This window comes from Butyricicoccus sp. Marseille-Q5471 (assembly GCF_951230135.1).
In the GTDB taxonomy this organism is placed as follows: Bacteria; Bacillota; Clostridia; order Oscillospirales; family Butyricicoccaceae; genus Agathobaculum.
This window is the reverse complement of the sequence record NZ_CATNVC010000008.1, coordinates 64,221-84,135: the sequence shown is the minus strand read 5'-3', so window position 1 is coordinate 84,135 and position 19,915 is coordinate 64,221. Positions and strand designations below refer to the sequence as shown.

General features: G+C 51.2%; 22 protein-coding genes and 1 other annotated feature. Of the genes, 6 read left to right on the top strand and 16 right to left on the bottom strand.

Going from position 1 to position 19,915, the window contains the following annotated elements:
- Window positions 1-17 precede the first annotated feature (17 nt).
- Both QOX26_RS10030 and QOX26_RS10025 read right to left on the bottom strand, forming a co-directional pair.
- The gene (locus tag QOX26_RS10030; protein WP_283674838.1) at window positions 18-1,391 is read right to left on the bottom strand and encodes a recombinase family protein; all 1,374 of its coding nucleotides are present in this window, start codon (window positions 1,389-1,391) and stop codon (window positions 18-20) included.
- Complete coding sequence (locus tag QOX26_RS10025) at window positions 1,388-1,576, bottom strand: hypothetical protein (protein ID WP_283674837.1); 189 nt, start codon at window positions 1,574-1,576, stop codon at window positions 1,388-1,390. Before QOX26_RS10025 ends, QOX26_RS10030 begins: the two co-directional genes overlap by 4 nt.
- 155 nt (window positions 1,577-1,731) lie before the next feature.
- On the opposite strand from QOX26_RS10025, the gene pta reads away from it, so the two are divergent.
- Complete coding sequence (gene pta / locus QOX26_RS10020) at window positions 1,732-2,706, top strand: phosphate acetyltransferase (RefSeq protein WP_283674836.1); 975 nt, start codon at window positions 1,732-1,734, stop codon at window positions 2,704-2,706.
- Window positions 2,707-2,922: 216 nt separating this feature from the next.
- Here the strand turns inward: pta and QOX26_RS10015 are convergent, their stop codons facing one another.
- The 4 genes from QOX26_RS10015 to QOX26_RS10000 are packed head-to-tail and all read right to left on the bottom strand — an operon-like array spanning window position 2,923 to window position 5,937.
- Complete coding sequence (locus QOX26_RS10015) at window positions 2,923-4,260, bottom strand: AI-2E family transporter (protein ID WP_283674835.1); 1,338 nt, start codon at window positions 4,258-4,260, stop codon at window positions 2,923-2,925.
- A gap of 35 nt (window positions 4,261-4,295) precedes the next feature.
- On the bottom strand, window positions 4,296-4,598 hold the full coding sequence (locus tag QOX26_RS10010) for a hypothetical protein (protein WP_283674834.1): 303 nt from the start codon (window positions 4,596-4,598) through the stop codon (window positions 4,296-4,298).
- A gap of 20 nt (window positions 4,599-4,618) precedes the next feature.
- A complete protein-coding gene (locus QOX26_RS10005) occupies window positions 4,619-5,242 on the bottom strand; it encodes a 3'-5' exonuclease (protein ID WP_283674833.1) in 624 nt (207 codons plus the stop codon).
- Complete coding sequence (locus QOX26_RS10000; RefSeq protein ID WP_283674832.1) at window positions 5,239-5,937, bottom strand: DUF2461 domain-containing protein; 699 nt, start codon at window positions 5,935-5,937, stop codon at window positions 5,239-5,241. Before QOX26_RS10000 ends, QOX26_RS10005 begins: the two co-directional genes overlap by 4 nt.
- A gap of 182 nt (window positions 5,938-6,119) precedes the next feature.
- On the opposite strand from QOX26_RS10000, the gene QOX26_RS09995 reads away from it, so the two are divergent.
- Window positions 6,120-6,611 (top strand): Lrp/AsnC family transcriptional regulator, encoded by a 492-nt coding sequence (locus QOX26_RS09995; RefSeq protein WP_283674831.1) that lies wholly within the window; start codon window positions 6,120-6,122, stop codon window positions 6,609-6,611.
- Window positions 6,605-7,789, top strand: a complete 1,185-nt coding sequence (locus tag QOX26_RS09990; protein ID WP_283674830.1) for a pyridoxal phosphate-dependent aminotransferase — start codon at window positions 6,605-6,607, stop codon at window positions 7,787-7,789. The genes QOX26_RS09995 and QOX26_RS09990 overlap by 7 nt, the downstream gene beginning before the upstream one ends.
- Before the next feature lie 39 nt (window positions 7,790-7,828).
- On the opposite strand, the gene QOX26_RS09985 is transcribed toward QOX26_RS09990, so the two are convergent.
- The 6 genes from QOX26_RS09985 to ilvB all read right to left on the bottom strand — a co-directional run bounded on the left by QOX26_RS09985 (window position 7,829) and on the right by ilvB (window position 15,198).
- A complete protein-coding gene (locus tag QOX26_RS09985) occupies window positions 7,829-9,433 on the bottom strand; it encodes a DUF6056 family protein (protein WP_283674829.1) in 1,605 nt (534 codons plus the stop codon).
- Window positions 9,434-10,096, bottom strand: coding sequence for an orotate phosphoribosyltransferase (gene pyrE, locus QOX26_RS09980; RefSeq protein WP_283674828.1), 663 nt, complete (start codon window positions 10,094-10,096; stop codon window positions 9,434-9,436). It lies immediately after the preceding gene.
- 117 nt (window positions 10,097-10,213) lie between these two features.
- Entirely contained in the window at window positions 10,214-11,878 is a 1,665-nt protein-coding gene (gene ilvD, locus QOX26_RS09975) for a dihydroxy-acid dehydratase (protein ID WP_283674827.1), read from the bottom strand.
- A gap of 114 nt (window positions 11,879-11,992) precedes the next feature.
- Window positions 11,993-12,988 carry a ketol-acid reductoisomerase gene (gene ilvC / locus QOX26_RS09970; protein WP_283674826.1) on the bottom strand — a complete coding sequence of 332 codons (996 nt, stop codon included), beginning with the start codon at window positions 12,986-12,988 and terminating at the stop codon, window positions 11,993-11,995.
- 46 nt (window positions 12,989-13,034) lie between these two features.
- Entirely contained in the window at window positions 13,035-13,511 is a 477-nt protein-coding gene (ilvN, locus tag QOX26_RS09965; RefSeq protein WP_283674825.1) for an acetolactate synthase small subunit, read from the bottom strand.
- Window positions 13,512-13,530: 19 nt separating this feature from the next.
- Entirely contained in the window at window positions 13,531-15,198 is a 1,668-nt protein-coding gene (ilvB, locus tag QOX26_RS09960; RefSeq protein ID WP_283674824.1) for a biosynthetic-type acetolactate synthase large subunit, read from the bottom strand.
- A gap of 56 nt (window positions 15,199-15,254) precedes the next feature.
- Window positions 15,255-15,495, bottom strand: a binding site (T-box leader).
- A gap of 176 nt (window positions 15,496-15,671) precedes the next feature.
- Between ilvB and QOX26_RS09955 the strand changes: the two genes are divergently transcribed.
- From QOX26_RS09955 to QOX26_RS09945, 3 genes are all read left to right on the top strand, one after another.
- A complete protein-coding gene (locus QOX26_RS09955; protein ID WP_283674823.1) occupies window positions 15,672-16,346 on the top strand; it encodes a DUF421 domain-containing protein in 675 nt (224 codons plus the stop codon).
- 1 nt (window position 16,347) lies between these two features.
- Window positions 16,348-16,686, top strand: a complete 339-nt coding sequence (locus tag QOX26_RS09950) for a DUF4363 family protein (protein WP_283674822.1) — start codon at window positions 16,348-16,350, stop codon at window positions 16,684-16,686.
- A 116-nt stretch (window positions 16,687-16,802) separates the two neighbouring features.
- The gene (locus tag QOX26_RS09945; protein WP_283674821.1) at window positions 16,803-17,426 is read left to right on the top strand and encodes a flavin reductase; all 624 of its coding nucleotides are present in this window, start codon (window positions 16,803-16,805) and stop codon (window positions 17,424-17,426) included.
- Between the two features lie 90 nt (window positions 17,427-17,516).
- Here the strand turns inward: QOX26_RS09945 and QOX26_RS09940 are convergent, their stop codons facing one another.
- The 4 genes from QOX26_RS09940 to hisI are packed head-to-tail and all read right to left on the bottom strand — an operon-like array spanning window position 17,517 to window position 19,911.
- Window positions 17,517-18,746 (bottom strand): CapA family protein, encoded by a 1,230-nt coding sequence (locus tag QOX26_RS09940; RefSeq protein ID WP_283674820.1) that lies wholly within the window; start codon window positions 18,744-18,746, stop codon window positions 17,517-17,519.
- A gap of 19 nt (window positions 18,747-18,765) precedes the next feature.
- Entirely contained in the window at window positions 18,766-19,245 is a 480-nt protein-coding gene (locus QOX26_RS09935) for a pyridoxamine 5'-phosphate oxidase family protein (protein ID WP_283674819.1), read from the bottom strand.
- Between the two features lie 13 nt (window positions 19,246-19,258).
- On the bottom strand, window positions 19,259-19,582 hold the full coding sequence (gene hisE / locus QOX26_RS09930; protein ID WP_283674818.1) for a phosphoribosyl-ATP diphosphatase: 324 nt from the start codon (window positions 19,580-19,582) through the stop codon (window positions 19,259-19,261).
- Window positions 19,579-19,911, bottom strand: a complete 333-nt coding sequence (gene hisI / locus QOX26_RS09925) for a phosphoribosyl-AMP cyclohydrolase (RefSeq protein ID WP_283674817.1) — start codon at window positions 19,909-19,911, stop codon at window positions 19,579-19,581. The genes hisE and hisI overlap by 4 nt, the downstream gene beginning before the upstream one ends.
- Window positions 19,912-19,915: the final 4 nt, after the last annotated feature.

Sequence of the window (19,915 nt, the reverse complement as noted above, 5' to 3'; positions counted from 1 at the left end):
TTCGCTGTCGAAACGGACTATCCCACCTGCTCACGCCCTGTGGCGTCAAAAGCGTAAAAGACCTCTATTTTGTCGTTTTGCAGTACGATGTGATCTACACAAGCGCGAACGAGCGACTGTCTCTGCACAGTGTTTAAGCCATCCCAGCTCGCGCCGATTGTGCGCAATGCCTGCAAGGCCGCTGTGTCATCCTGCACCTGCTGAGCATGCTCAGCTTCGTGCAATGCGTTTTCTGCGCGCTGCTGCTCCCGTTTTGCCTTTTGTATTGTGCTCAGCAGCGTGTCGTCCTCAGCTTCAGCATACAACTCATACAAGCGCCGCAGCTTACGCTGCGCTTTTTCCAGTATGCGGCGGCACGACGCTTCATCATTTTGGCGCACCCGTACCGGCAGCGGTTCAGCGGATAGCCTGCACAGATCTCGCACAACGACACGTTCCACTTCTTCTGCCATCACACCTCGGTTAGGGCAGTTGATATCGTGAACCAGATGCGGCTTCGACTTATCGCGCGAGTAACAGACCAGTTTATCCCCGGCATTACCCCATTTCTGGTAACGCATCTTGGCGCCGCAATGGCCGCAGACCAGCAAGCCGGTCAACAGTTTCCCGCCCTCGGCCGCTCGCGGACGATTCGGCGCGCAGAGCCGCCGTTGGGCACGGTCAAAGGTTTCCCGATCAACTAACGGCTCATGGCGTCCCGGATAAACTTCATCTTTATAGACTATCACGCCTGTATTGCTCTCTCGGCGCAGAATCTGCTTGACCAAATGCTCATATTTCAGTCCCAGATCACGCGCAATGCGGCCGGTCGATTGTCCCTCCAGATAGCGTGCATAGATTTCGCGCACCGTATCGGCATCGCTGTTGGGCACCAGAACTCCCTTTTGCGCATCGTAGTCATAGCCAAACGGAATCTTACCGCCGCCGGGCCAGTATCCCTGTTTGACACGCTCGACCATGCCCATCCGCGTACGCAAAAAAATGTTCTCACGCTCGAGCTGTGCAAAAGCAGACAGAATGCCTATCATTGCCCGTCCATAGGGACTGCCCGTATCAATATTCTCATTGATGGATACAAAATCCACTCCATGCGGCAAAAACACGTCCTCGATGAGATATAACGTGTCCTTTTGGCTTCGGCTCAGACGGTCCAGCTTGTACACAACTACACGTTCTACTTCACCCGTGCGGATTTTCTCAATTAGTTCGCCCATTGCCGGACGAGACAGGTTCGAACCGGAAAAGCCGCCGTCTACATAGCGTTTAAATGCAGAAACGCCCTTCATCCGGCAATATGCTTCCAATTTTTCTGCCTGTGCGGCGAGTGAATAGCCTTCATCAGCCTGTGCTTCGGTCGATACGCGTAGATATAATGCGGTGTGCTTGCTCATGAAAGATCCTTTCCAAAATCGCCGCCCTCCGCATTCAGTATAGCAGAGCAGGACGATGGCGGCAAAGGCAATTCCTGCCTCTGGCACGCTTGTGAAAGCAGCGCAGCAACTCCTTCCTGATCGATAATGAGCGGCGGCATCGCACCGTGCAGACGCACGCCGTTGAGATAGCGAATGATTTGCATAAGCCCCCTCCTTTCCGTTTTTAGTATCGCCTACTCACGGACTTTTTAGCCGAAAGGGAAATTTTGATTTATGGGTTGAGCCCGAGGGACAAGAGGTGTATAATATTGATATACGAATGTTTGCTTAGCAAGCAAAATTTGGGAGGAGTATTGCAATGTTTGAAAATCTGATCGCCACCCTGAAGGCGGACAAGCGCAAGATCGTATTCACCGAGGGTCCCGATCCGCGCATCCTTGAGGCGGCTGCCCGCCTGAAGAAGGACGCACTGCTGGAGTCTATCCTTGTCGGCAATGTAGACGAGGTCAAGGTTGCTGCCGCTGCCGGTGGTTTTGATATTGAAGGCTTGGAGATTATCGATCCCCAGACCTACCCTGAAATGGACGCCATGGTAGCAAAAATGGTTGAACTGCGCAAGGGTAAGATGAGCGAAGAGGACTGCCGCAAGGCACTGTCTAAGGGCAACTACTTTGGCACGATGCTTGTTAAGCTGGGCAAGGCTGACGCACTGCTCGGCGGCGCTACCTATTCGACCGCTGACACGGTTCGTCCCGCACTGCAGATTATTAAGACCAAGCCGGGCAACAAGATTGTGTCCTCCTGCTTTATTCTGCGCCGTGACGGCAAGGATGGCGGCGACGAAATGTACGCGATGGGCGATTGCGCAATCAACATTAATCCGGGCGAGGACGATTTGGTCGAAATTGCAATCGAGACTGCCAAGACCGCGAAGGCCTTCGGTATCGATCCCAAGGTTGCTCTGCTTTCCTACTCGACCATGGGTTCGGGCAAGGGCGAAACCGTCGATATGATGCGCAACGCCACCGCCAAGACCAAGGAAGCCGCTCCAGAGCTTGCGGTTGACGGCGAATTGCAGTTTGACGCTGCTTTCTCTCCCGTTGTTGCCAAGACCAAGTGCAAGGGTTCGCCCGTTGCCGGTCAGGCCAACACCTTCATCTTCCCCGACATCAATGCCGGCAACATTGGCTACAAGATTGCACAGCGTCTGGGCGGTTTTGAGGCTTATGGCCCGATTCTGCAGGGTCTAAACGCTCCGATCAACGACCTTTCTCGCGGCTGCGACGCGAATGAGGTTTATCAGATGGCAATTATCACTGCGGGTCTGAAGTAAGCTTTTCTGCAAATCAAAAAATCCCGCTAATAAGCGGGATTTTTTTTATCTGCCGAGAAAGGTGAAACGAGACGGCTACTGCCGCCTCGTTTCTGGGAAGATTATAATGAAGAGTGGATACGGGCTGTTTCTGGTATGCTTTTATGATAGCACCCGCATATGAAATAAACCCCAAACTGATATCAAATCTAAGCAAAAAAAAGACTGACCCACAGGTCAGTCTTTTTTTGCTTTTTCCGCTTCCTTTGCTGCGTGGCGGCGTTCCTTTTTGGAAACCGGATGCGCTTCATCCTGAACATCAACAAATTCATGGGAATTCGGGTCTAATCGCCCAGAGCCACGATAAGCAGTCGTGCTAATCGGAAGTCCTTTTTTCTTCAGCAGATTATTCAGACGATCTGTCAAAATGCTGTACAAAACCGCAAACAGTGGCACCCCAACCGCCATACCGACAAAACCGAATATGCCGCCGAATACCAAAATAGCAAACATAACCCAAAAGCTTGTCAAGCCGGTTGAGTCACCAAGAATCTTAGGCCCGAGGATATTGCCATCAAACTGCTGCAGCGCCAAAACAAAGAGCGCAAAATACAGTGCCTGTACCGGACTGATGACCGCAATCAACAGTCCACTTGGTATCGCGCCGATAAAAGGGCCAAAAAACGGAATGATGTTTGTTACGCCAATAATGACTGAAATCAAAACCAGATATTCCGATATCGTGAACACACCTAGGCTGTTCATAATGCTGAGCACAACAAAGCACAACAATCCAATAATCAGAGAGTCAATTAACTTGCCTGTGATAAATCCGCCTAACACCCGATGCAAATGATTGACACGCGATAACACACGATTTGCATATGGAATCGGCATCAGACTATAAGCCGCTTTTTTTGCCTGTGCGCAAAAGGTATCTTTGCTGTTAAGAATATAAAGCGCAATAATCACACCCACAAAGATATTAAACAGTACTGACACCGTGCTCATCACACCGGTCATTAGTTCAACCAGTTTAGGCGCAATGTTCTGCACCCAACCAATAATCTGGTCAGATAACTGATCGTACAGCGTCATAAAATTGCGTTCAATGACCGGATTGTCCTTGAGCAGCGCGGCTACCCAGTTTGAAATTTCCGCCAGATATGAATCCATGGAGTCGAGCAGCGAGAAAATACTGAGTACCAATTGCGGAATGACCATCCAAAGCAATCCGCCCACGACTGCAATGCCGGATAACAGTGACAGCGCACTGGATACACCCTTGGCAATCGGGATGCCGTTTTTAAACCGTGGCACACACCAAGGTTTGAGTTTGTCATACAGCCAATTAAAAATTGGCAGCAGTAGGTAGGCCATGACAAAGCCATAAATAAATGGCTCCAGAATTTTTAGCAGCTTTTTAAGTAGCACGTAAATTCCCGGCAGCCATTTTAAAAGATAAGCGACTAAAATACAGGCGCCTATCACACAGAATGCAGTCAATCCCCATTGAAAATAGTGTGACCTGCCATCTTTATGCTGTGATGAATCGTTTTCGAATGGATCGCGCACAGATTCACTCCTCTCCCGCAGATTGCGCGGGTAAATCAGTCTTCGTCATCAAAGAAAATACGCCAGAACAGGTAGAGCCAGCTGGCGGCAAAAAGCACAAACAATGCGCCGCGGAATTTCTTAAAAAACTTTGCAAAACATGCACCCAGCCAAATGCCAAGCGACAGCAGGCACAGCTTGAAAACCGCAAAATCGAAAACAGAAAACTCCTGCGCCTTAGACACACCGTAATCGACCCACCGGCCGGCGCACCCTTTTGCCGTATTGGCATAGTCAAGCATCTGCTCCGCACGAGCCTTGAGTTCGGCACGATCGAGATTTTCCAAGTAGTTTGTCATGTCTGTCCTCTCCTTTTGTTTTATTGTGGACGACAGCCATCGGCTGTACGTTTTTTCGCAATGCTGCATGCCGTTTTACCGGACGCTGAAAGTCGGCCAAGCTGCATTCCGATTTGTCTGGAAAGCTCCTTTGCATCCGCACATCCGGTTTCACGCAGTGCTGCCTGCAGGATTAATCCTGCCGCCATCGCATCGCTGCCTGCCTCATGGTGATGCAGCGGGATGCCCAGCGCTTCGGATACTGTATTTAGTTTATGATTGTCGAGCGCCGGCCATACCCGCTTTGATACTTTGACGGTGCAAAGATAGGTGCAATCCGGCATCGGCAACTCATAATACTCCAGGCAACGGCAAAGAACCGAGGTATCAAACATCGCGTTGTGGCACACAATCACGCTGCCCTGCACCTCATCTGCCATGCGACTCCACACCTCGTCAAACGTTGGCGCATCCGCCACCATTTTTTCACGAATACCGTGCACCCGAATATTTCCCCAATGAAAATGGCCAATGCAGGCAGGCGGTTTAATCAGCGAAACCTCTTGACGCACCAACTGACTGCCTTCAAACACGGCGATGCCGAGTGAACACGCGCTGAGCGGGGATGCATTGCCGGTTTCAAAATCAAGGGCAACATATTTCATCGTGCAGCCTCCCTGCCGGCCTGTGCGCGTTCCTTTGCCGCCCACAGTAGCCGATAGAACGGCGCCAGCCGATGAAAATACAGCAGCATTTGTTCTGCAAAAGTGCCATCCAACACGGGTGCAAAATCGGCCGTTTCATAAAAATCGACGCCGATGCTTTTTCGGTTCAGCCATGTCTGCAAAGCAGGGGCAGCTTCCGGATGCTTCGGCCGTTTGAACAATTCGCCTGCAAGCGTCATTCCCGGGCATGCATCGAGCGCTGCCTTGGCCTCTAAAAAGCGCTTGTCGCTTTTTAGCACCATGTCGCGCAGTTCTGCCATCTCTCCTTTGCCGAAACCACCCCAACAGCCATAACCCCAATGATCCGGCCCGACCTCCATATAAAAGAACGGAACATCTTCATATTGGGCACGCGGCCGACGAAAATAAAGCCATAGGTTGGCGCGGTAAAGCGTTTTGTCGTTGGTATATCGCGTATCACGTCGCACGCGGGAGACCATGCGTGACGGCACAGTGACAAACAGCGGGTCGATTTCCAGCATGTCCGGTGTCATGTGCTCAATTAAATCGTAAAACGGCTGTACGCCAAGCCGCTTGATTTCCTCTTTATGTTCTTCATAAAACGCCTTGTCATTCTGCAATCGATTCAGCTGCAACAGGTCGATTCCCGCGGCGTGAAATCCTGTAAATGCCATGAAACGGGCACCTTCCCTTCTATTATTTATTGTACCGCGTTTCCGACCGATTCGCAACAGCATTTTGTATTTTCATAAAAAACAACCGCAAAATATGCGGGGACGTTTGTGATTTTCTCTTTGCATCGCGGACAATCTGGTGTATAATGTTTGTAATCATTTTTTGCAGGGAGGATATGAATATGAACAACCCCGAAAAGCTGCTCGACCTGCTCTGCCAGGACGCGCGCCTTACCTCGGCGCAGCTCGCGGCAATGACGAATAATAGCGAAGAAGACGTAACGGCGGCCATCCGCGCCTTTGAAAAAAACGATACCATTCTCGGCTATAAAACCATCATTGACTGGGACAAAACCTCGCGCGAAAGCGTTACCGCGCTGATTGAGGTCAAAATCACCCCCCAAAAGGGTATGGGTTTTGATGAAATTGCGCGCCAAATTTATTCCCATCATCAGGTGGAGAGCGTTTACTTGATGTCCGGCGGTTTTGATCTCACCGTTATCATCACCGGCCGCTCCATGCGTGAGGTCGCACGCTTCGTATCCGAGCAGCTCGCACCGATGGAAAACGTGCTGTCGACCGGCACACACTTTATTCTCAAGAAGTATAAGGAGCAGGGCGTTGAATTCGATCCCGCTTCCGGCGACAAGAGAGAGGTCATGGTGGCATGGTAGACTACGAGCAGCTGCTCTCCGACCGTGTCAAGATTGTCAAGCCATCCGGCATTCGCAAGTTTTTTGACATTGTCTCCACCATGGAGGACGCGATTTCGCTTGGCGTCGGTGAGCCTGATTTTGAAACGCCGTGGGCGATTCGCCGTGCCGGCATTCAGTCTCTGGAAAAGGGACGAACCTTTTACACCTCAAACTGGGGTCTGGCCGAGCTGCGCAGCCAAATCGCAGGTTTAACACGCCGTAAATATCAGCTTAGCTATGATGCAGAAAAGGAAATTCTCATCACTGTCGGCGGTTCGGAGGCCATCGATAACGCGCTGCGTGCCTTTGTTTCCGCCGGAGATGAAGTGCTCATCCCGGAACCGTCTTTTGTTTGCTATACGCCGCTTACCATCATGGCAGGAGGAACTCCAGTTCCCCTGCCCACTGTAGCGGAAGACCAGTTTAAACTGACGCCTGAACGACTACGCGCGGCAATCACGCCTAAAACCAAGGTGCTGATTCTTCCCTATCCCAACAATCCAACCGGCGCGATTATGACGCGCGACGAGCTCGAAACCATTGCTGCTGTTCTGCGTGACACCAATATCCTCGTCATTTCGGACGAAATTTACTGCAGCCTGACCTATGGTCCTGATCGTCATGTCTGCTTTGCTGAACTGCCCGGCATGCGCGAGCGTACCATCGTAGTAGACGGTTTTTCCAAATCGTACGCAATGACCGGTTGGCGTCTTGGCTGGGCCATGGGCCCAAAGGAACTGATGAAACATATTTGCAAAATCCATCAGTTTGGTATTATGTCTGCTCCGACGACAGCGCAGTTTGCAGGAATTGAAGCTATTCGCACGGGCGATGACGATGTTGAGCATATGCGTACCCAGTACGATATTCGCCGCCGTTATCTGCTTGGAGAGCTTCGCGCGATGGGGCTCGAGTGCTTCGAGCCGGAAGGCGCATTCTATATGTTCCCCTCCATTGCCTCAACCGGACTTTCTTCCGAGGAGTTTTGCGAAAGACTGCTGCGTGAGCATAAGGTCGCGGTCGTGCCCGGTAACGCGTTCGGTGACAGCGGCGAGGGCCATGTACGCATTTCCTATTCTTATTCCATGAATCACCTACGTGAGGCATGCTTCCGTATGCGAAACTTTTTGGATCACCTGGAACAATCCCATGCATAGCAAAATGGACGCTTCCCAGATAGGGAAGCGTCCATTTTATCATTCTGTCCATTCAATCTCCGAACGGCGAGGCAGAGAGTAGTACTGCTTAAAGTAAGCAGTATAGTAGTCATTATCATATGGCATCACCCAACCGTATAGCGGTCTTGGCAGTTTGCGCAGATTATATACGGTTGTATCGCTTGCTTCTATCTCATCAAGCACTGCTAAATCAGCCTGATACACCGCGTAATTAAGTTTATATCCGTCATAGGTGTCCTTGAGCGCAAGCCATGCGCAAAACAGCAGCGGTACACAGCACAGCATCGCGCCAATCATCCGTGCTGCTTGGAATTTCCGCAGTAAAAACAGCACTGCCGTGCCGGCCAGTACGATAACCACCCATGCCTGACCGATATGCCAACCATACACACAGCCTACGCCGAGCATATACAAATAGGGTGCTTTTTGAATCAAGCAGGCAGCGACGAGCAGCATCATGCCCGCGCAGCACAACATCGTACGCGGCCCGACTGTTGGCGAAACCAACATCATCACCTGCGAACCCACACCCAAAATCCACGCATAGAGAGGCACACGCTGCTTTTCAGCAAACGCCACACATACCGCGTACAGGGAGCAGAGCAGATAGCCTGCTAACACCGCCAAAAACAGCCGATCAACCGAGACCGGCACTTCCCCATAGGATAGTAGTCTCTTATCCTGCTGCGGCAGCCAAAACCAGCCTGCCGTGGTCAGTGCAGCTACCGCCGCGACCAAACCATGCAGCAGCTTTCGCCGCTTGACAGTGCAAACGAACAGGTAGCACACAATCGCGCCCAGGGTCAAAAAGTGAATCGGGTACATGGCTTCGCCAAATAAAAAACTGCGGCGCAGATTGAGAATATTGTACCGCACCATATCCAGTACGCCGCCCGAAACCGGAAGCTTCGTGACCTCTGCACGGTGTGCGTTGCCCGGCGCCAGCAGCACCGTCAGCATGCCGAAAAAGGTCAGCACCAGCGGAGCCAGCATAATGCGGCGCAGCTTTTCTTTGCGCACCCATAGAATTTCACACAACATCAGCACCGTCAGGCCAAACGCCATCATGCTGATTTGCTCTACGGTCAGACCCGCCAAAAGCGCAAACACACAGCAGGCTGTCCATCTACCACCTTGCAGGCTACGCCGCAGCAACACCCAGTATTCAAGCAGAATAGCCAGTGGCAACACATAATTCATCGCGCCGGTAATCCAGTAAACGCTCTGCCGCGTCAGTTCTGCTGGCAACATAAAGATACCGCACATCAGTATTGCAGCCACCGCCAGTGTCCCCTTTATTTCGGCATCTGCCAGCCGCAGTCCGTTAAACACAATCGAGCCGAGCAGTGCAGCAATCAGCACTCGTGCGATTTCGATTCCTGCTTGCGACCCAAGCAGAACTCCTGCAAAAATATGCACCAAATTTCGCCCGTTGGCTAATTGATAATGCTGTACAACCTGTGCGGCAAAATCACCGACCGACAATCTTCCCCATCGTCCATAGTAAAGGTCGTCCCCCTGTGGTACGACATAACGCAGCACCGCATAGCATCCAACCGTTACAATCAGAAACGCCGCCCAATACAGCCAGAGGCGTTTGTCTTTCTCTTGTTCCGCCTTCATTTAAAATACACAGTACTGCGCCATATACTGCTCCATCAGCGGCAGCAAATGCGCATAATCTGCCTGACCCTGCAGGTATTCATGAATGTCCTGTACCGTGACCAGTGCATGCACCTTGATGCCGAACTCCTCACCAACCTCCATGACCGCCGTCTTGCCCGGCGTAGTGCCAACCTCACAGCGGTTGACTGAGATAAACATGTCCGTCACCTTAACAGCCGCACAACCCTGCAGTACCGGCATGGTCTCACGAATCGCAGTGCCTGCGGTAATGACGTCCTCGATAATGATGATCCGGTCACCGTCCACCGGCTTATAGCCGACAATGTTGCCGCCTTCGCCATGGTCCTTTGCTTCCTTGCGGTTGAAGAAGAAGGGTTTATCGATGCCGTAATTGCGTGCCAGCGCACCGGAAACCGAGGTTGCCAGCGGGATGCCCTTGTACGCCGGGCCGAACATTGCGTCAAAATTCTCTCCTACCGTCTCCTGAATCAGCGCCGCATAAAACTCGCCGAGTTTTGAATTCTGCAGGCCGGTTTTATAGTTGCCGGTGTTCACGAAGTAGGGCGTCTTACGACCAGATTTGGTTGTAAAATCACCGAAACGCAGCACATCTGCGCTCATCATAAATTCAATAAATTCCTTCTTTGCCTGAGTCAGCATAATGATTCCATCCTTTTTGTTAATTCTATATCCCCATTTAAGCGTTTACTGCTCAATATCTTATCCATTATAGCATAAAAACACCCGCAAGCAAATAGCTTTGCGGGTGTTTTTCTATTATTGCAATATTGCGCCTTGATCGGCCGATGTGACCAGACGCGCATAGCGCGACAGCCAACCGGTTTTAATTTTGGGCTCGTGCGGAACATATTTTTTGCGACGAGTTTCGAGTTCGTCATCCGACACCTTGACGTTTACGCTCGAATGCGGAATGTCGATGGCGATGATATCGCCTTCCTCAACCAGTCCGATTTCACCGCCAGATGCCGCTTCGGGTGACACATGGCCAATTGAAGCGCCGCGGGATGCACCCGAGAATCGTCCGTCCGTAATCAGCGCACAGTCTTTGTCCAACTGCATGCCGGCGAGTGCCGAGGTAGGATTGAGCATCTCGCGCATACCAGGGCCGCCCTTCGGGCCCTCATATCGAATGACAACCACATCACCCTTAACAATCTTACCGCCGTAAATCGCGGCAATCGCATCATCCTCGCTGTCAAACACGCGAGCTGGGCCTTCGTGCACCATCATTTCCGCCGCAACCGCCGAACGCTTAACTACACAGCCATTCTTTGCGATATTACCCCAAAGCACAGCAATGCCGCCAGTCTCCGAGTACGGTGTTTCAAGCGGACGCACAACCTCTGGATTCCGGTTGATCACACCCTCCAGATTTTCACCCACGGTCTTTCCGGTCACCGTCGGCAGTGTCAAATCCAACAGGTTGCGTTTGGTCAGTTCCTTCATGATGGCCGGTACGCCGCCTGCCATATAAAGCTCCTCAATATGATGCGGACCCGCGGGTGCAAGGTGGCAGATATTCGGGATTTTGGCAGATAACTCGTTGAGCGTTTCAAGGCTCAGGTCAACACCCGCCTCATTGGCAAGCGCCAGCAGATGCAGTACCGAATTGGTTGAGCAACCGATTGCCATTTCACAAGTCAGCGCATTGCGGAAGGCCGCCATGGTCAAAATATCACGCGGTTTTACGTCATTGGCGATCAAATCCATAATACGCATACCTGCGTGCTTGGCGAGCTGAATGCGCTCCGCGTGCACAGCCGGAATTGTTCCGTTGCCAGGCAGCGCCATGCCGATGGCTTCAGACAGGCAGTTCATCGAGTTTGCCGTGTACATACCGGAGCACGAACCGCAGCCCGGGCACGAGCCAAGCTCGCACTCGTGAAGCTTTTCCTCATCAATCAGACCGGCCTTATATGCACCAACCTGCTCGAAGGTTTTGGACAGGGAAACTTCCTCGCCGTTATAGTGACCTGCCAGCATCGGGCCGCCGGAAACAACGATGGACGGGATATTCAGTCGTGCTGCCGCCATCAGCATGCCGGGGACAATCTTATCGCAGTTCGGAATGAGCACAAGGCCGTCGAACTGATGCGCCTGTGCAAGGGTTTCCACACTGTCGGCAATCAGCTCGCGGCTCGGCAGCGAATACTTCATACCGATATGGCCCATGGCAATGCCGTCACACACGCCGATAGCCGGAACCATAACAGGTGTGCCACCTGCCATTGAAACACCGGTCTTAACAGCGGCTGTAATTTTATCGAGATTGATATGGCCGGGAATAATCTCTGAATGCGCTGAAACCACGCCGATAATCGGGCGGCTCATCTCCTCTTCGGTCAGGCCGCAGGCACGCAGCAGCGATCGGTTCGGCATACGCTCTGCGCCTGCTGTAATATTGTCACTTCTCTTAGGCATGGAATGTACCTCCTTTTTAAGAAGAGGGCGGACGGCACGCACCGTCCGCCCTCTTGGGAATTCTATGGATTGCAGCTTATTTTTCTTTTTTTCTGTTGCAAAGCACGCTGTTTCTTACTTCTTCAGCCAGCTCATCATGCCGCGCAGACGCTTACCGGTCTCTTCGAGTTCGGACTCAGCTTCCAGCTGACGGGTAGCGAGGAACTTCGCACGGCCGCCCGCACGATTCTCCTGAATCCACTCGGAAGCGAAGGTGCCGTCCTGAATCTCGCGCAGGATCTGCTTCATCTCCTTACGGGTTTCCTCGGTGATGATGCGCTTGCCGGTGCGGTAATCGCCGTACTCTGCGGTGTCAGAGATAGAGTAGCGCATCTTGGCAAAGCCGCCCTCGTTGACAAGGTCAATGATGAGTTTCATCTCATGAATGCACTCAAAATATGCGTTCTCGGGTGCGTAACCAGCCTCAACGAGCGTCTCAAAGCCAGCCTTCATCAGCTCGCAAACGCCGCCGCACAGAACAGCCTGCTCACCGAACAGGTCGGTTTCGGTCTCTGTACGGAAGGTGGACTCAAGGATGCCCGCACGGCCGCCGCCGATACCGGCAGCATATGCCAGCGCAATGTCCATTGCCTTGCCGGTAGCGTCCTGATGGATGCAAACCAGATCCGGAACACCATGACCCTCAACATACTGAGAACGAACGGTGTGACCCGGGCCCTTCGGTGCAATCATGATGACGTCAACATCAGCCGGCGGTACGATCTGCTTGTAGTGGATATTGAAGCCGTGTGCGAAAGCCAGTGCATTGCCCGGCTTCAGGTTGGGTGCTACCACATCCTTGTAGATGTCAGCCTGCTTCTCATCCGGAACGAGCATCATGACGATGTCGCCGGCAGCAGCGGCTTCAGCCGGAGCCATAACGGTCAGGCCGTAATCCTTTGCCTTCTTCTCGTGCGCAGAGCCGGGACGCAGGCCAACAACAACGTTGACACCCGAATCGTGCAGATTCATCGCATGTGCGTGGCCCTGCGAACCAAAGCCGATGATTGCAACGGTCTTGCCATCCAGCAGAGACAGGTTACAGTCCTGATCGTAAAACATCTTTACCATTTTTATTTCCTCCTAAGTATATAAAAAGTGAATTTAGGAACCTAACTTATTTTAGAATTGCCGTTACACCAGAACGGCACATCTCCAAAACCTTGAAATTACCGATGACCGACAGAAATGCATCGATACGGCTGGGCACTTCGGTCAGCTCCACGATGATTGCACCCTCTGTCGATTCCACAATGTGTGCACCGTAAACATCGGACACCTGACGCACCGCATCCCGCGCTGCAGTGTCCTCTGCGGCCAGCTTTACAAACACCAGTTCACGGCAATAGGAGTCGGTTTCCTTCAGGTGCTCCACCCAGAGAACTTCCTCCAATTTGGAAACCTGCTTTAAAACCTGTTCGAGAATCGGTTCGTCGCCCGTTACGATAATCGACATGCGGGAAATTGCCGGGTCGGTCGTCGTTGAAACGGTCAGCGAATCAATGTTATAGCCGCGTCGGCCGAACAGACTCGAAACACGTGCAAGCACGCCTGAATTGTTGCGGACGATCACGGAAAGGATATATTTCTGCATATAGCTTCCTCCTTCCTCGTCAACCGGAGACAATGTCGTCAACCGTGCCGCCGGCCGGAATCATAGGCAACACGCGTTCGTCACAGCCAATCACGCAATCAATTACGACCGGTCCGGTGCGTTTGAGTGCATCCTGCATGGCTGCGCGCAGTTCGTCCAGCGTCGTGCAGCGGAAACCACGTGCACCGAAGGCTTCCGCCAGCTTGACATAATCGGTCTTGCGATGCGGATCGGTTGCGGAGTAGCGTTTTTCATAAAACATGGTCTGCCACTGCCGAACCATGCCGAGCACCGAGTTATTCATCAGCACCGTTATGACGGGCAAATCGTAGGACACCGAAGTAACCAGTTCATTTAGGTTCATATGGAATGATCCGTCACCCGTGATATGGATAATTGTCTTTTCCGGCTGTGCCACCTGCGCACCCATGGCCGCGCCGTAGCCAAAACCCATAGTCCCCAAGCCGCCGGAGGTGATAAACTGATGTATGCCGTTGCGGTGGCAATACTGCGCCGCCCACAGCTGATGCTGTCCTACGTCTGTTGCAAAAACTGCGTCGTCGCCCGCCATTTCCGCCACCAGTTCTATAATTGTATGCGGCTGAAGGTGGCCTTCCGGGTCATTCTTGGGTGTATAATCCAGTTTCGACTGCCACTCTGCGATTTGGGCACGCCACGCATCATGCTTGCTGGGCTTGATGTACGGCAGCAGCTTTTCAAAGAACGTGCGTGCATCAGAAACAACCGCATAGTCAACGCCGATGTTCTTATTGATTTCCGCCGCGTCAATATCCACATGGATAATTTTTGCCTGCGGCGCAAAACGGCTGGTATTGGTGGCTACACGATCCGAAAAACGCGCACCGACCGAAATCAGCAAATCGGAGCGATCGATTGCCCACGATGCAGATACCTTGCCGTGCATACCGATCAAACCGAGATTGAGCTGCTCTTCCCCGCGGACACAGCCAATCGCCATCATCGTATGCGTTGCAGGAATATCAGCCTTTTTCATCAGTGCCAGCAATGCCTCACCGGCGTCCGACGTCTGCACGCCGCCGCCATAGTAAATCACCGGACGTTCGGCCTTTGCAATCATTTCGGCGACCGCCTGCAGCTGCTCCTCTGCGACATCGTACTTTTCTTCACCCTCTACCCTGCCGCGCGGAACATACTCATACATCGCGGCAGTCACATCCTTCGGGATGTCGACCAACACAGGTCCGGGGCGGTCAGAATTGGCAATACGAAACGCATCACGGATGACATCAGCCAATTCTTCTACATGACGAACCACGAAATTATGTTTGGTAATCGGCATGGTAATGCCGGCAATGTAAACCTCTTGAAAGCTATCCCGGCCAATCAGCGAGGTGCCGACGTTGCCGGTGATTGCGACCATTGGGATGGAGTCCATGTATGCGGTGGCGATGCCTGTTACAAGATTGGTTGCGCCCGGCCCCGAGGTTGCAAGGCAAACGCCCGTTTTCCCCGTGGCTCTCGCGTATCCATCCGCCGCGTGGGACGCGCCCTGTTCATGAGCGGTCAAGATATGTCGAATGCGGTCGCTATTCTTATAAAGCGCATCGTAAATGTTAAGTACCGACCCACCCGGGTAACCAAAAATCGTGTCAACACCCTGCTCTACCAATACATCCACCAAAATTTCCGATCCGTTCTTCTTCATGCGAAGCCGCCTCCTTTCTAAATATCAGAGAAAATAAAAAAATGCCCTTATCTCAAACAAGAGACAAAGACATAACTCTGCGGTACCACTCTTCTTGCCGCACGTCAATCCGCGCGACCACTTACCCGGCCCGTTAACGTTGGCCAAACGGAATAATTTACACGGGGCCTTATTTCATCCCTTTTCAACCATCTGCTCTCGGGGAGACTTTCGCACTTTCCTTCCTCCACCGTCTTACACCAGCCAACGGCTCTCTTTAGGATTTCGGACGCTACTTTTCCCGGTCACTGCACTTTTCCCGATGAAATTGTACTTCATTATTATATAGCCGCTTTTTCCAAAAGTCAACACCATTTTGCGATTTATCAGATGAAAATCTTTTTCACTGGGAGAAGCAATTTCTGTATTCGCATATTTTGGCTACCTACTGTCCATACTATGCAGGAAACTCTTTGGAAGCGAGGAATACTTTTATGGCTGTACCACTGTTGCGAACTCTCATTCTATATCTATCCGTCGTTATTGCCGTGCGTGTCATGGGCAAACGGCAGATTGGTGAACTGGATCCGTCCGAACTGGTCATCACGATACTAATTTCGGACTTGGCCGCTATTCCGATGCAGGATCTCGGCATTCCGCTGTTTGCCGGCGTTATTCCAATCGTGACACTGATTTCGGTCGAAATCCTGATGAGTTTTTTCTCACTCAAAAGTCGTCGTTTTCGCCGCCTTATTAATGGGCAGCCTGCTATTATCATTCGCAAGGGCAAACTGGATATTCACAAGCTTAGGCAAATGCGCTTGACCACTGACGAAGTGATTGAAACCTTGCGCAAGCAGAGTGTGTCCTCCGTCAGTGATGTAAAATACGGCGTAATTGAGCCGGACGGCTCGCTTTCCATCGTGCTCAAGCAGCCGCAGCAACCTGTAACCGCAGAAATGTTTGGCCTGTCTCCGAAGAATCAGGGTCTGCCCGTTGTTGTCGTTTCTGACGGCAAGCTGGTGCCTCGTTCCCTTCAGCTGCTGCAGAAGGACGAACAGGATGTGGTCAACCAGCTTCGAAACCAAGGTTTGACCATTGCCGAGGTCTTCTTAATGACGTTAGACGACTGCGGCAATGTATTCGTCCAACCAAAGGAGGCGAAGTAAGATGCGCAGAGTGCCAATTGCATTGGCCTTACTTGCTCTGATTATTTTCGGATGCTTTTGGAGCAATTCGGCGATTGAACGAACGGTTGCGGATATTGTCTCTGACATTGAAAGCGGATCTGTTGGTACCGCATACGAAAAATGGAACAACGCTCAGAGTCTGCTCGGTGCTCTTTTAATGCATGAAGAGCTTGACCAGGCTGACAAACTGTTCTTCCGCCTGTTGGAGGCCGAAAAAATTCAGGATGATACCGAGTATACACTCACCCGCAGAGAATTGGTCGGCCAGCTGATGCATCTGCCGGAACTGGATTCCCCGAGTATCAAAAACCTTCTATAACTGCTCAAAAGTGCAAAGGATATTTGGTTAATTTTTCTCTATCATTTTCTTTAACAATGATGTAATATATTATTGTAATTAATAATTATTATCATTACAAGAAAGGATTGTTTGATATGGATGCTACTGCATATAAGAAATTGAATTATAGTCTTGCCCTTGCGTCAACCGTGTCTGAAGGCAAGCATTATGGGTGCATTGTGAACTCTCTGCATCAGGTTACCTCATCTCGCCCTGTAAAGTTCTCTGTTTCTATCAATAATGATTCCGCAACCGGAGCCGCCATTAAAAAGAGCGGCATTCTTTCTATCACACTGCTCAGCAAGGATGTCGATAAGCGCATTGTCAATGAATTTGGTTACAAATCCGGCCGCGCAATTGATAAATTTTCAACCGTTTCCTTTGATACCGATGCGCAAGGCTGTCCTTACCTCAAGGAGGGTATGGTTTCGCGTTTATCGCTCAAGGTGATTGAAACCGTTGCTGTTGGTACGCACACACTTTTCATTTGTGAGATTGCCGATGCCGAGGTATTCTCGGATGGCGACTGTCTGACCATCAAAGAGTTTGAGTCTCGCGGGCAGGATGCACCTCCCGCAGCACCCGTTTTCCGTACGCTCGAGGAGAATGTAGGTTGGAAATGCACGGTTTGCGGTTATATTCGTTTGGATGATGAAATCCCTGATGACTATATCTGCCCCATCTGCCATGCTCCCCGCTCTAAATTTGTCAAGCGCTGATCTTTATTTTGTCAGAGGCCCTCTATCGCGGCAGTCCACCCGGACTGCCGTGTTTTTTTAGAAAAAAAAACGCCTATGGCGTCTCTTTTATTATTTCAGTGTTTCCGTCGGATATATAATTCTGTGCAAATCGTCCAGTCCCTTTTGCAAACGCTGATAGACATTTTCACCGATTAATGAGGTATCTCCGTTTTGAAAATCCTGCATGGTTTTATGAATATCAAGCAGTGCATAACGCTTCACATTGGATGCATCCGGATGCAGCATATACATTGGAATATACTCACATCCGCTGACGTTTACTGCTCCCGTCTTGCCGTCCTTGGTTAGTTCCAAGTTTACGGCAGCAGTCAGATTGGTAAAATCATCATGCTGATTTGAGATAAAATTTCCCAGGCAATAGCATAAAAAGCCAGTGCGTCCGTCCGGCAGCTCCCGCAATTCCATCGGTTGCGGCACATGAACATGACCGCCCAACACCAGTGTTGCACCATTCTCAAACAAGAAATTCGCAACTTCTTTTTGCTGATCGCTCGGACTTGTACTATACTCCTGCCCCCAATGCATATAAACCGCAATTGCATCAGGTTTTAGCGCTTTCGCGCGCTCCAAATCCGCACGCATCATATCGTAATCCACATCAGCGCCATCCGTCATATAGTCCTTGTTATACACGCTGACTGCATAGGAGTGCTCTCCAAGCGGCAACCCATTCGTCCCATAGGTATATCCCAGAAAAGCTATCTTGATTCCTCCTACGTCGGCGATATGGACTGTATCCCGCTCTTGCTGCGTGCGATAGGTGCCCACATGTTCCAATCCCGCCTTGTCCAGTACGTCCAGAGTGCGTACTAAACCGTTATAATACGTGTCCAGACTGTGGTTCCCCACCGTTGAAAGCATATCAAATCCGACCGATTCAAGTCCGAAAGCCAGCTCGTCCGGTGCGCAGAATTGCGGATAGCCGGAATACGGCGGGCCGTTAAAGGTCGTTTCCAAGCACGCAACTGCATAATCGGCTTTCTCAAAATAGGGACGAACTTGCTCAAACAAATACGTGTAATCATAGGTGTTTGACGAGGCGTTATAGGCCTCGTTGGTAATTGGCATATGCATGACAATATCACCTGCAACGCACAGGGTAGCAACTGTATCTTCATATTGTTCCGTCTCTTCCGGCAGCTTTGGCAGTTCAATAGACGGCGTCGCGGGCGGCGCTTCACCGCTGCTGTTTGGTTCACCGCTCAGGCCAAAATAGACCAAACATCCCGCCAAAATCAACATTGCCGCTATTACTGCGGATGATATGACACGTTTCATCGAGTCCTCACCGTTTTCCCTATCGCTTAGGGTTCTGCGACGCTTCCACGCAATCGGCATGAACGTAGAATACCTCTGTCACCATGAGCTGTGGGTCGGGGTATGTCCAACCTTCCCTACCAGTCAGATGCTGCATGATGCAGTTCAGGCCATGGCGTTTTTCCTCGGCATTCTGCGCAAAGCGCATGTTTCCTTCTCCAATCACAGATGAAAACGCATAGCTGTGTTTGCAGGCAACGTCACCGCCAGAAATCACACCATCCTCCACATCCATCTCGAAACAGATTGCAGGGTTTTCCCGCATCGCATCTATCTTTTTGCCCTTTAGTCCGCTGTGAAACCAGAGCGTCAGTCCATTGTCGTCCCATTCGTACCCGAAGCACATCGGTACAACATAAGGTTTGCCCGCCGCAATCATCGCTATACGACAAACCTTACATGCTTTAATAATAGCCTCGATCTGGTCACGGCCGGACACCTCGCGGTCTTTTCTGCGCATGTGCAACCTCTCCTTATGTGTTATGATCCGATATGTGAAACTGCTTCAGGTTTCCGATTTTTGCAGAGCGCTGGTCCATCTCTTTGCAAACATCTGCAAGCGATATGCCGCATTCGTCCATCATAACCATCATGTGATAGAGCACATCGTTGATTTCTCCAACCAATTCTTCCTTATCGCCGTTTTTAGCGGCAATAATGGTTTCTGCACATTCCTCTCCTACCTTTTTGAGGATTTTATCCAGTCCCTTTTCAAACAGGTAGCAGGTGTACGAGCCTTGCTGCGGCTCACTGCGCCGCTGACGGATGACCGCTTCCATTTGTTCAAACGAATTCACTTGTTACTCTCCTTTTCCCACAAGGTTGTAAAGAAACAGGTTCGGTTGCCCGTATGGCAGACCGGGCCTTTGGGTGTGCCGATATAAATCAGCGTATCATCATCGCAGTCCGACAAAATCTTAGAAACAAAGATAAAGTTGCCCGAGGTTTCTCCCTTGTTCCACAGTTTCTGCCGCGAACGCGAGAAAAACCACGCCGTGCCGCTTTCCATCGTCCGCTTCAGCGCCTCTTCATTCGCATATCCAAGCATGAGCACCTCGCCGTTCGTCTCATCCTGACAAACCACCGGAACGAGATCACTTTTCGTAAAAAACTTTGTCAATACCATGTTG

Excerpts from the sequence above, each read along its gene's own strand:
- QOX26_RS10030 (WP_283674838.1), bottom strand. The coding sequence starts at position 1,391 with ATGAGCAAGCACACCGCATTATATCTACGCGTATCGACCGAAGCACAG.
- QOX26_RS10025 (WP_283674837.1), bottom strand. The coding sequence starts at position 1,576 with ATGCAAATCATTCGCTATCTCAACGGCGTGCGTCTGCACGGTGCGATG.
- pta (WP_283674836.1), top strand. The coding sequence starts at position 1,732 with ATGTTTGAAAATCTGATCGCCACCCTGAAGGCGGACAAGCGCAAGATC.
- QOX26_RS10010 (WP_283674834.1), bottom strand. The coding sequence starts at position 4,598 with ATGACAAACTACTTGGAAAATCTCGATCGTGCCGAACTCAAGGCTCGT.
- QOX26_RS10005 (WP_283674833.1), bottom strand. The coding sequence starts at position 5,242 with ATGAAATATGTTGCCCTTGATTTTGAAACCGGCAATGCATCCCCGCTC.
- QOX26_RS10000 (WP_283674832.1), bottom strand. The coding sequence starts at position 5,937 with ATGGCATTTACAGGATTTCACGCCGCGGGAATCGACCTGTTGCAGCTG.
- QOX26_RS09995 (WP_283674831.1), top strand. The coding sequence starts at position 6,120 with ATGAACAACCCCGAAAAGCTGCTCGACCTGCTCTGCCAGGACGCGCGC.
- QOX26_RS09990 (WP_283674830.1), top strand. The coding sequence starts at position 6,605 with ATGGTAGACTACGAGCAGCTGCTCTCCGACCGTGTCAAGATTGTCAAG.
- QOX26_RS09985 (WP_283674829.1), bottom strand. The coding sequence starts at position 9,433 with ATGAAGGCGGAACAAGAGAAAGACAAACGCCTCTGGCTGTATTGGGCG.
- pyrE (WP_283674828.1), bottom strand. The coding sequence starts at position 10,096 with ATGCTGACTCAGGCAAAGAAGGAATTTATTGAATTTATGATGAGCGCA.
- ilvD (WP_283674827.1), bottom strand. The coding sequence starts at position 11,878 with ATGCCTAAGAGAAGTGACAATATTACAGCAGGCGCAGAGCGTATGCCG.
- ilvC (WP_283674826.1), bottom strand. The coding sequence starts at position 12,988 with ATGGTAAAGATGTTTTACGATCAGGACTGTAACCTGTCTCTGCTGGAT.
- ilvN (WP_283674825.1), bottom strand. The coding sequence starts at position 13,511 with ATGCAGAAATATATCCTTTCCGTGATCGTCCGCAACAATTCAGGCGTG.
- ilvB (WP_283674824.1), bottom strand. The coding sequence starts at position 15,198 with ATGAAGAAGAACGGATCGGAAATTTTGGTGGATGTATTGGTAGAGCAG.
- QOX26_RS09955 (WP_283674823.1), top strand. The coding sequence starts at position 15,672 with ATGGCTGTACCACTGTTGCGAACTCTCATTCTATATCTATCCGTCGTT.
- QOX26_RS09950 (WP_283674822.1), top strand. The coding sequence starts at position 16,348 with ATGCGCAGAGTGCCAATTGCATTGGCCTTACTTGCTCTGATTATTTTC.
- QOX26_RS09945 (WP_283674821.1), top strand. The coding sequence starts at position 16,803 with ATGGATGCTACTGCATATAAGAAATTGAATTATAGTCTTGCCCTTGCG.
- QOX26_RS09940 (WP_283674820.1), bottom strand. The coding sequence starts at position 18,746 with ATGAAACGTGTCATATCATCCGCAGTAATAGCGGCAATGTTGATTTTG.
- QOX26_RS09935 (WP_283674819.1), bottom strand. The coding sequence starts at position 19,245 with ATGCGCAGAAAAGACCGCGAGGTGTCCGGCCGTGACCAGATCGAGGCT.
- hisI (WP_283674817.1), bottom strand. The coding sequence starts at position 19,911 with ATGGTATTGACAAAGTTTTTTACGAAAAGTGATCTCGTTCCGGTGGTT.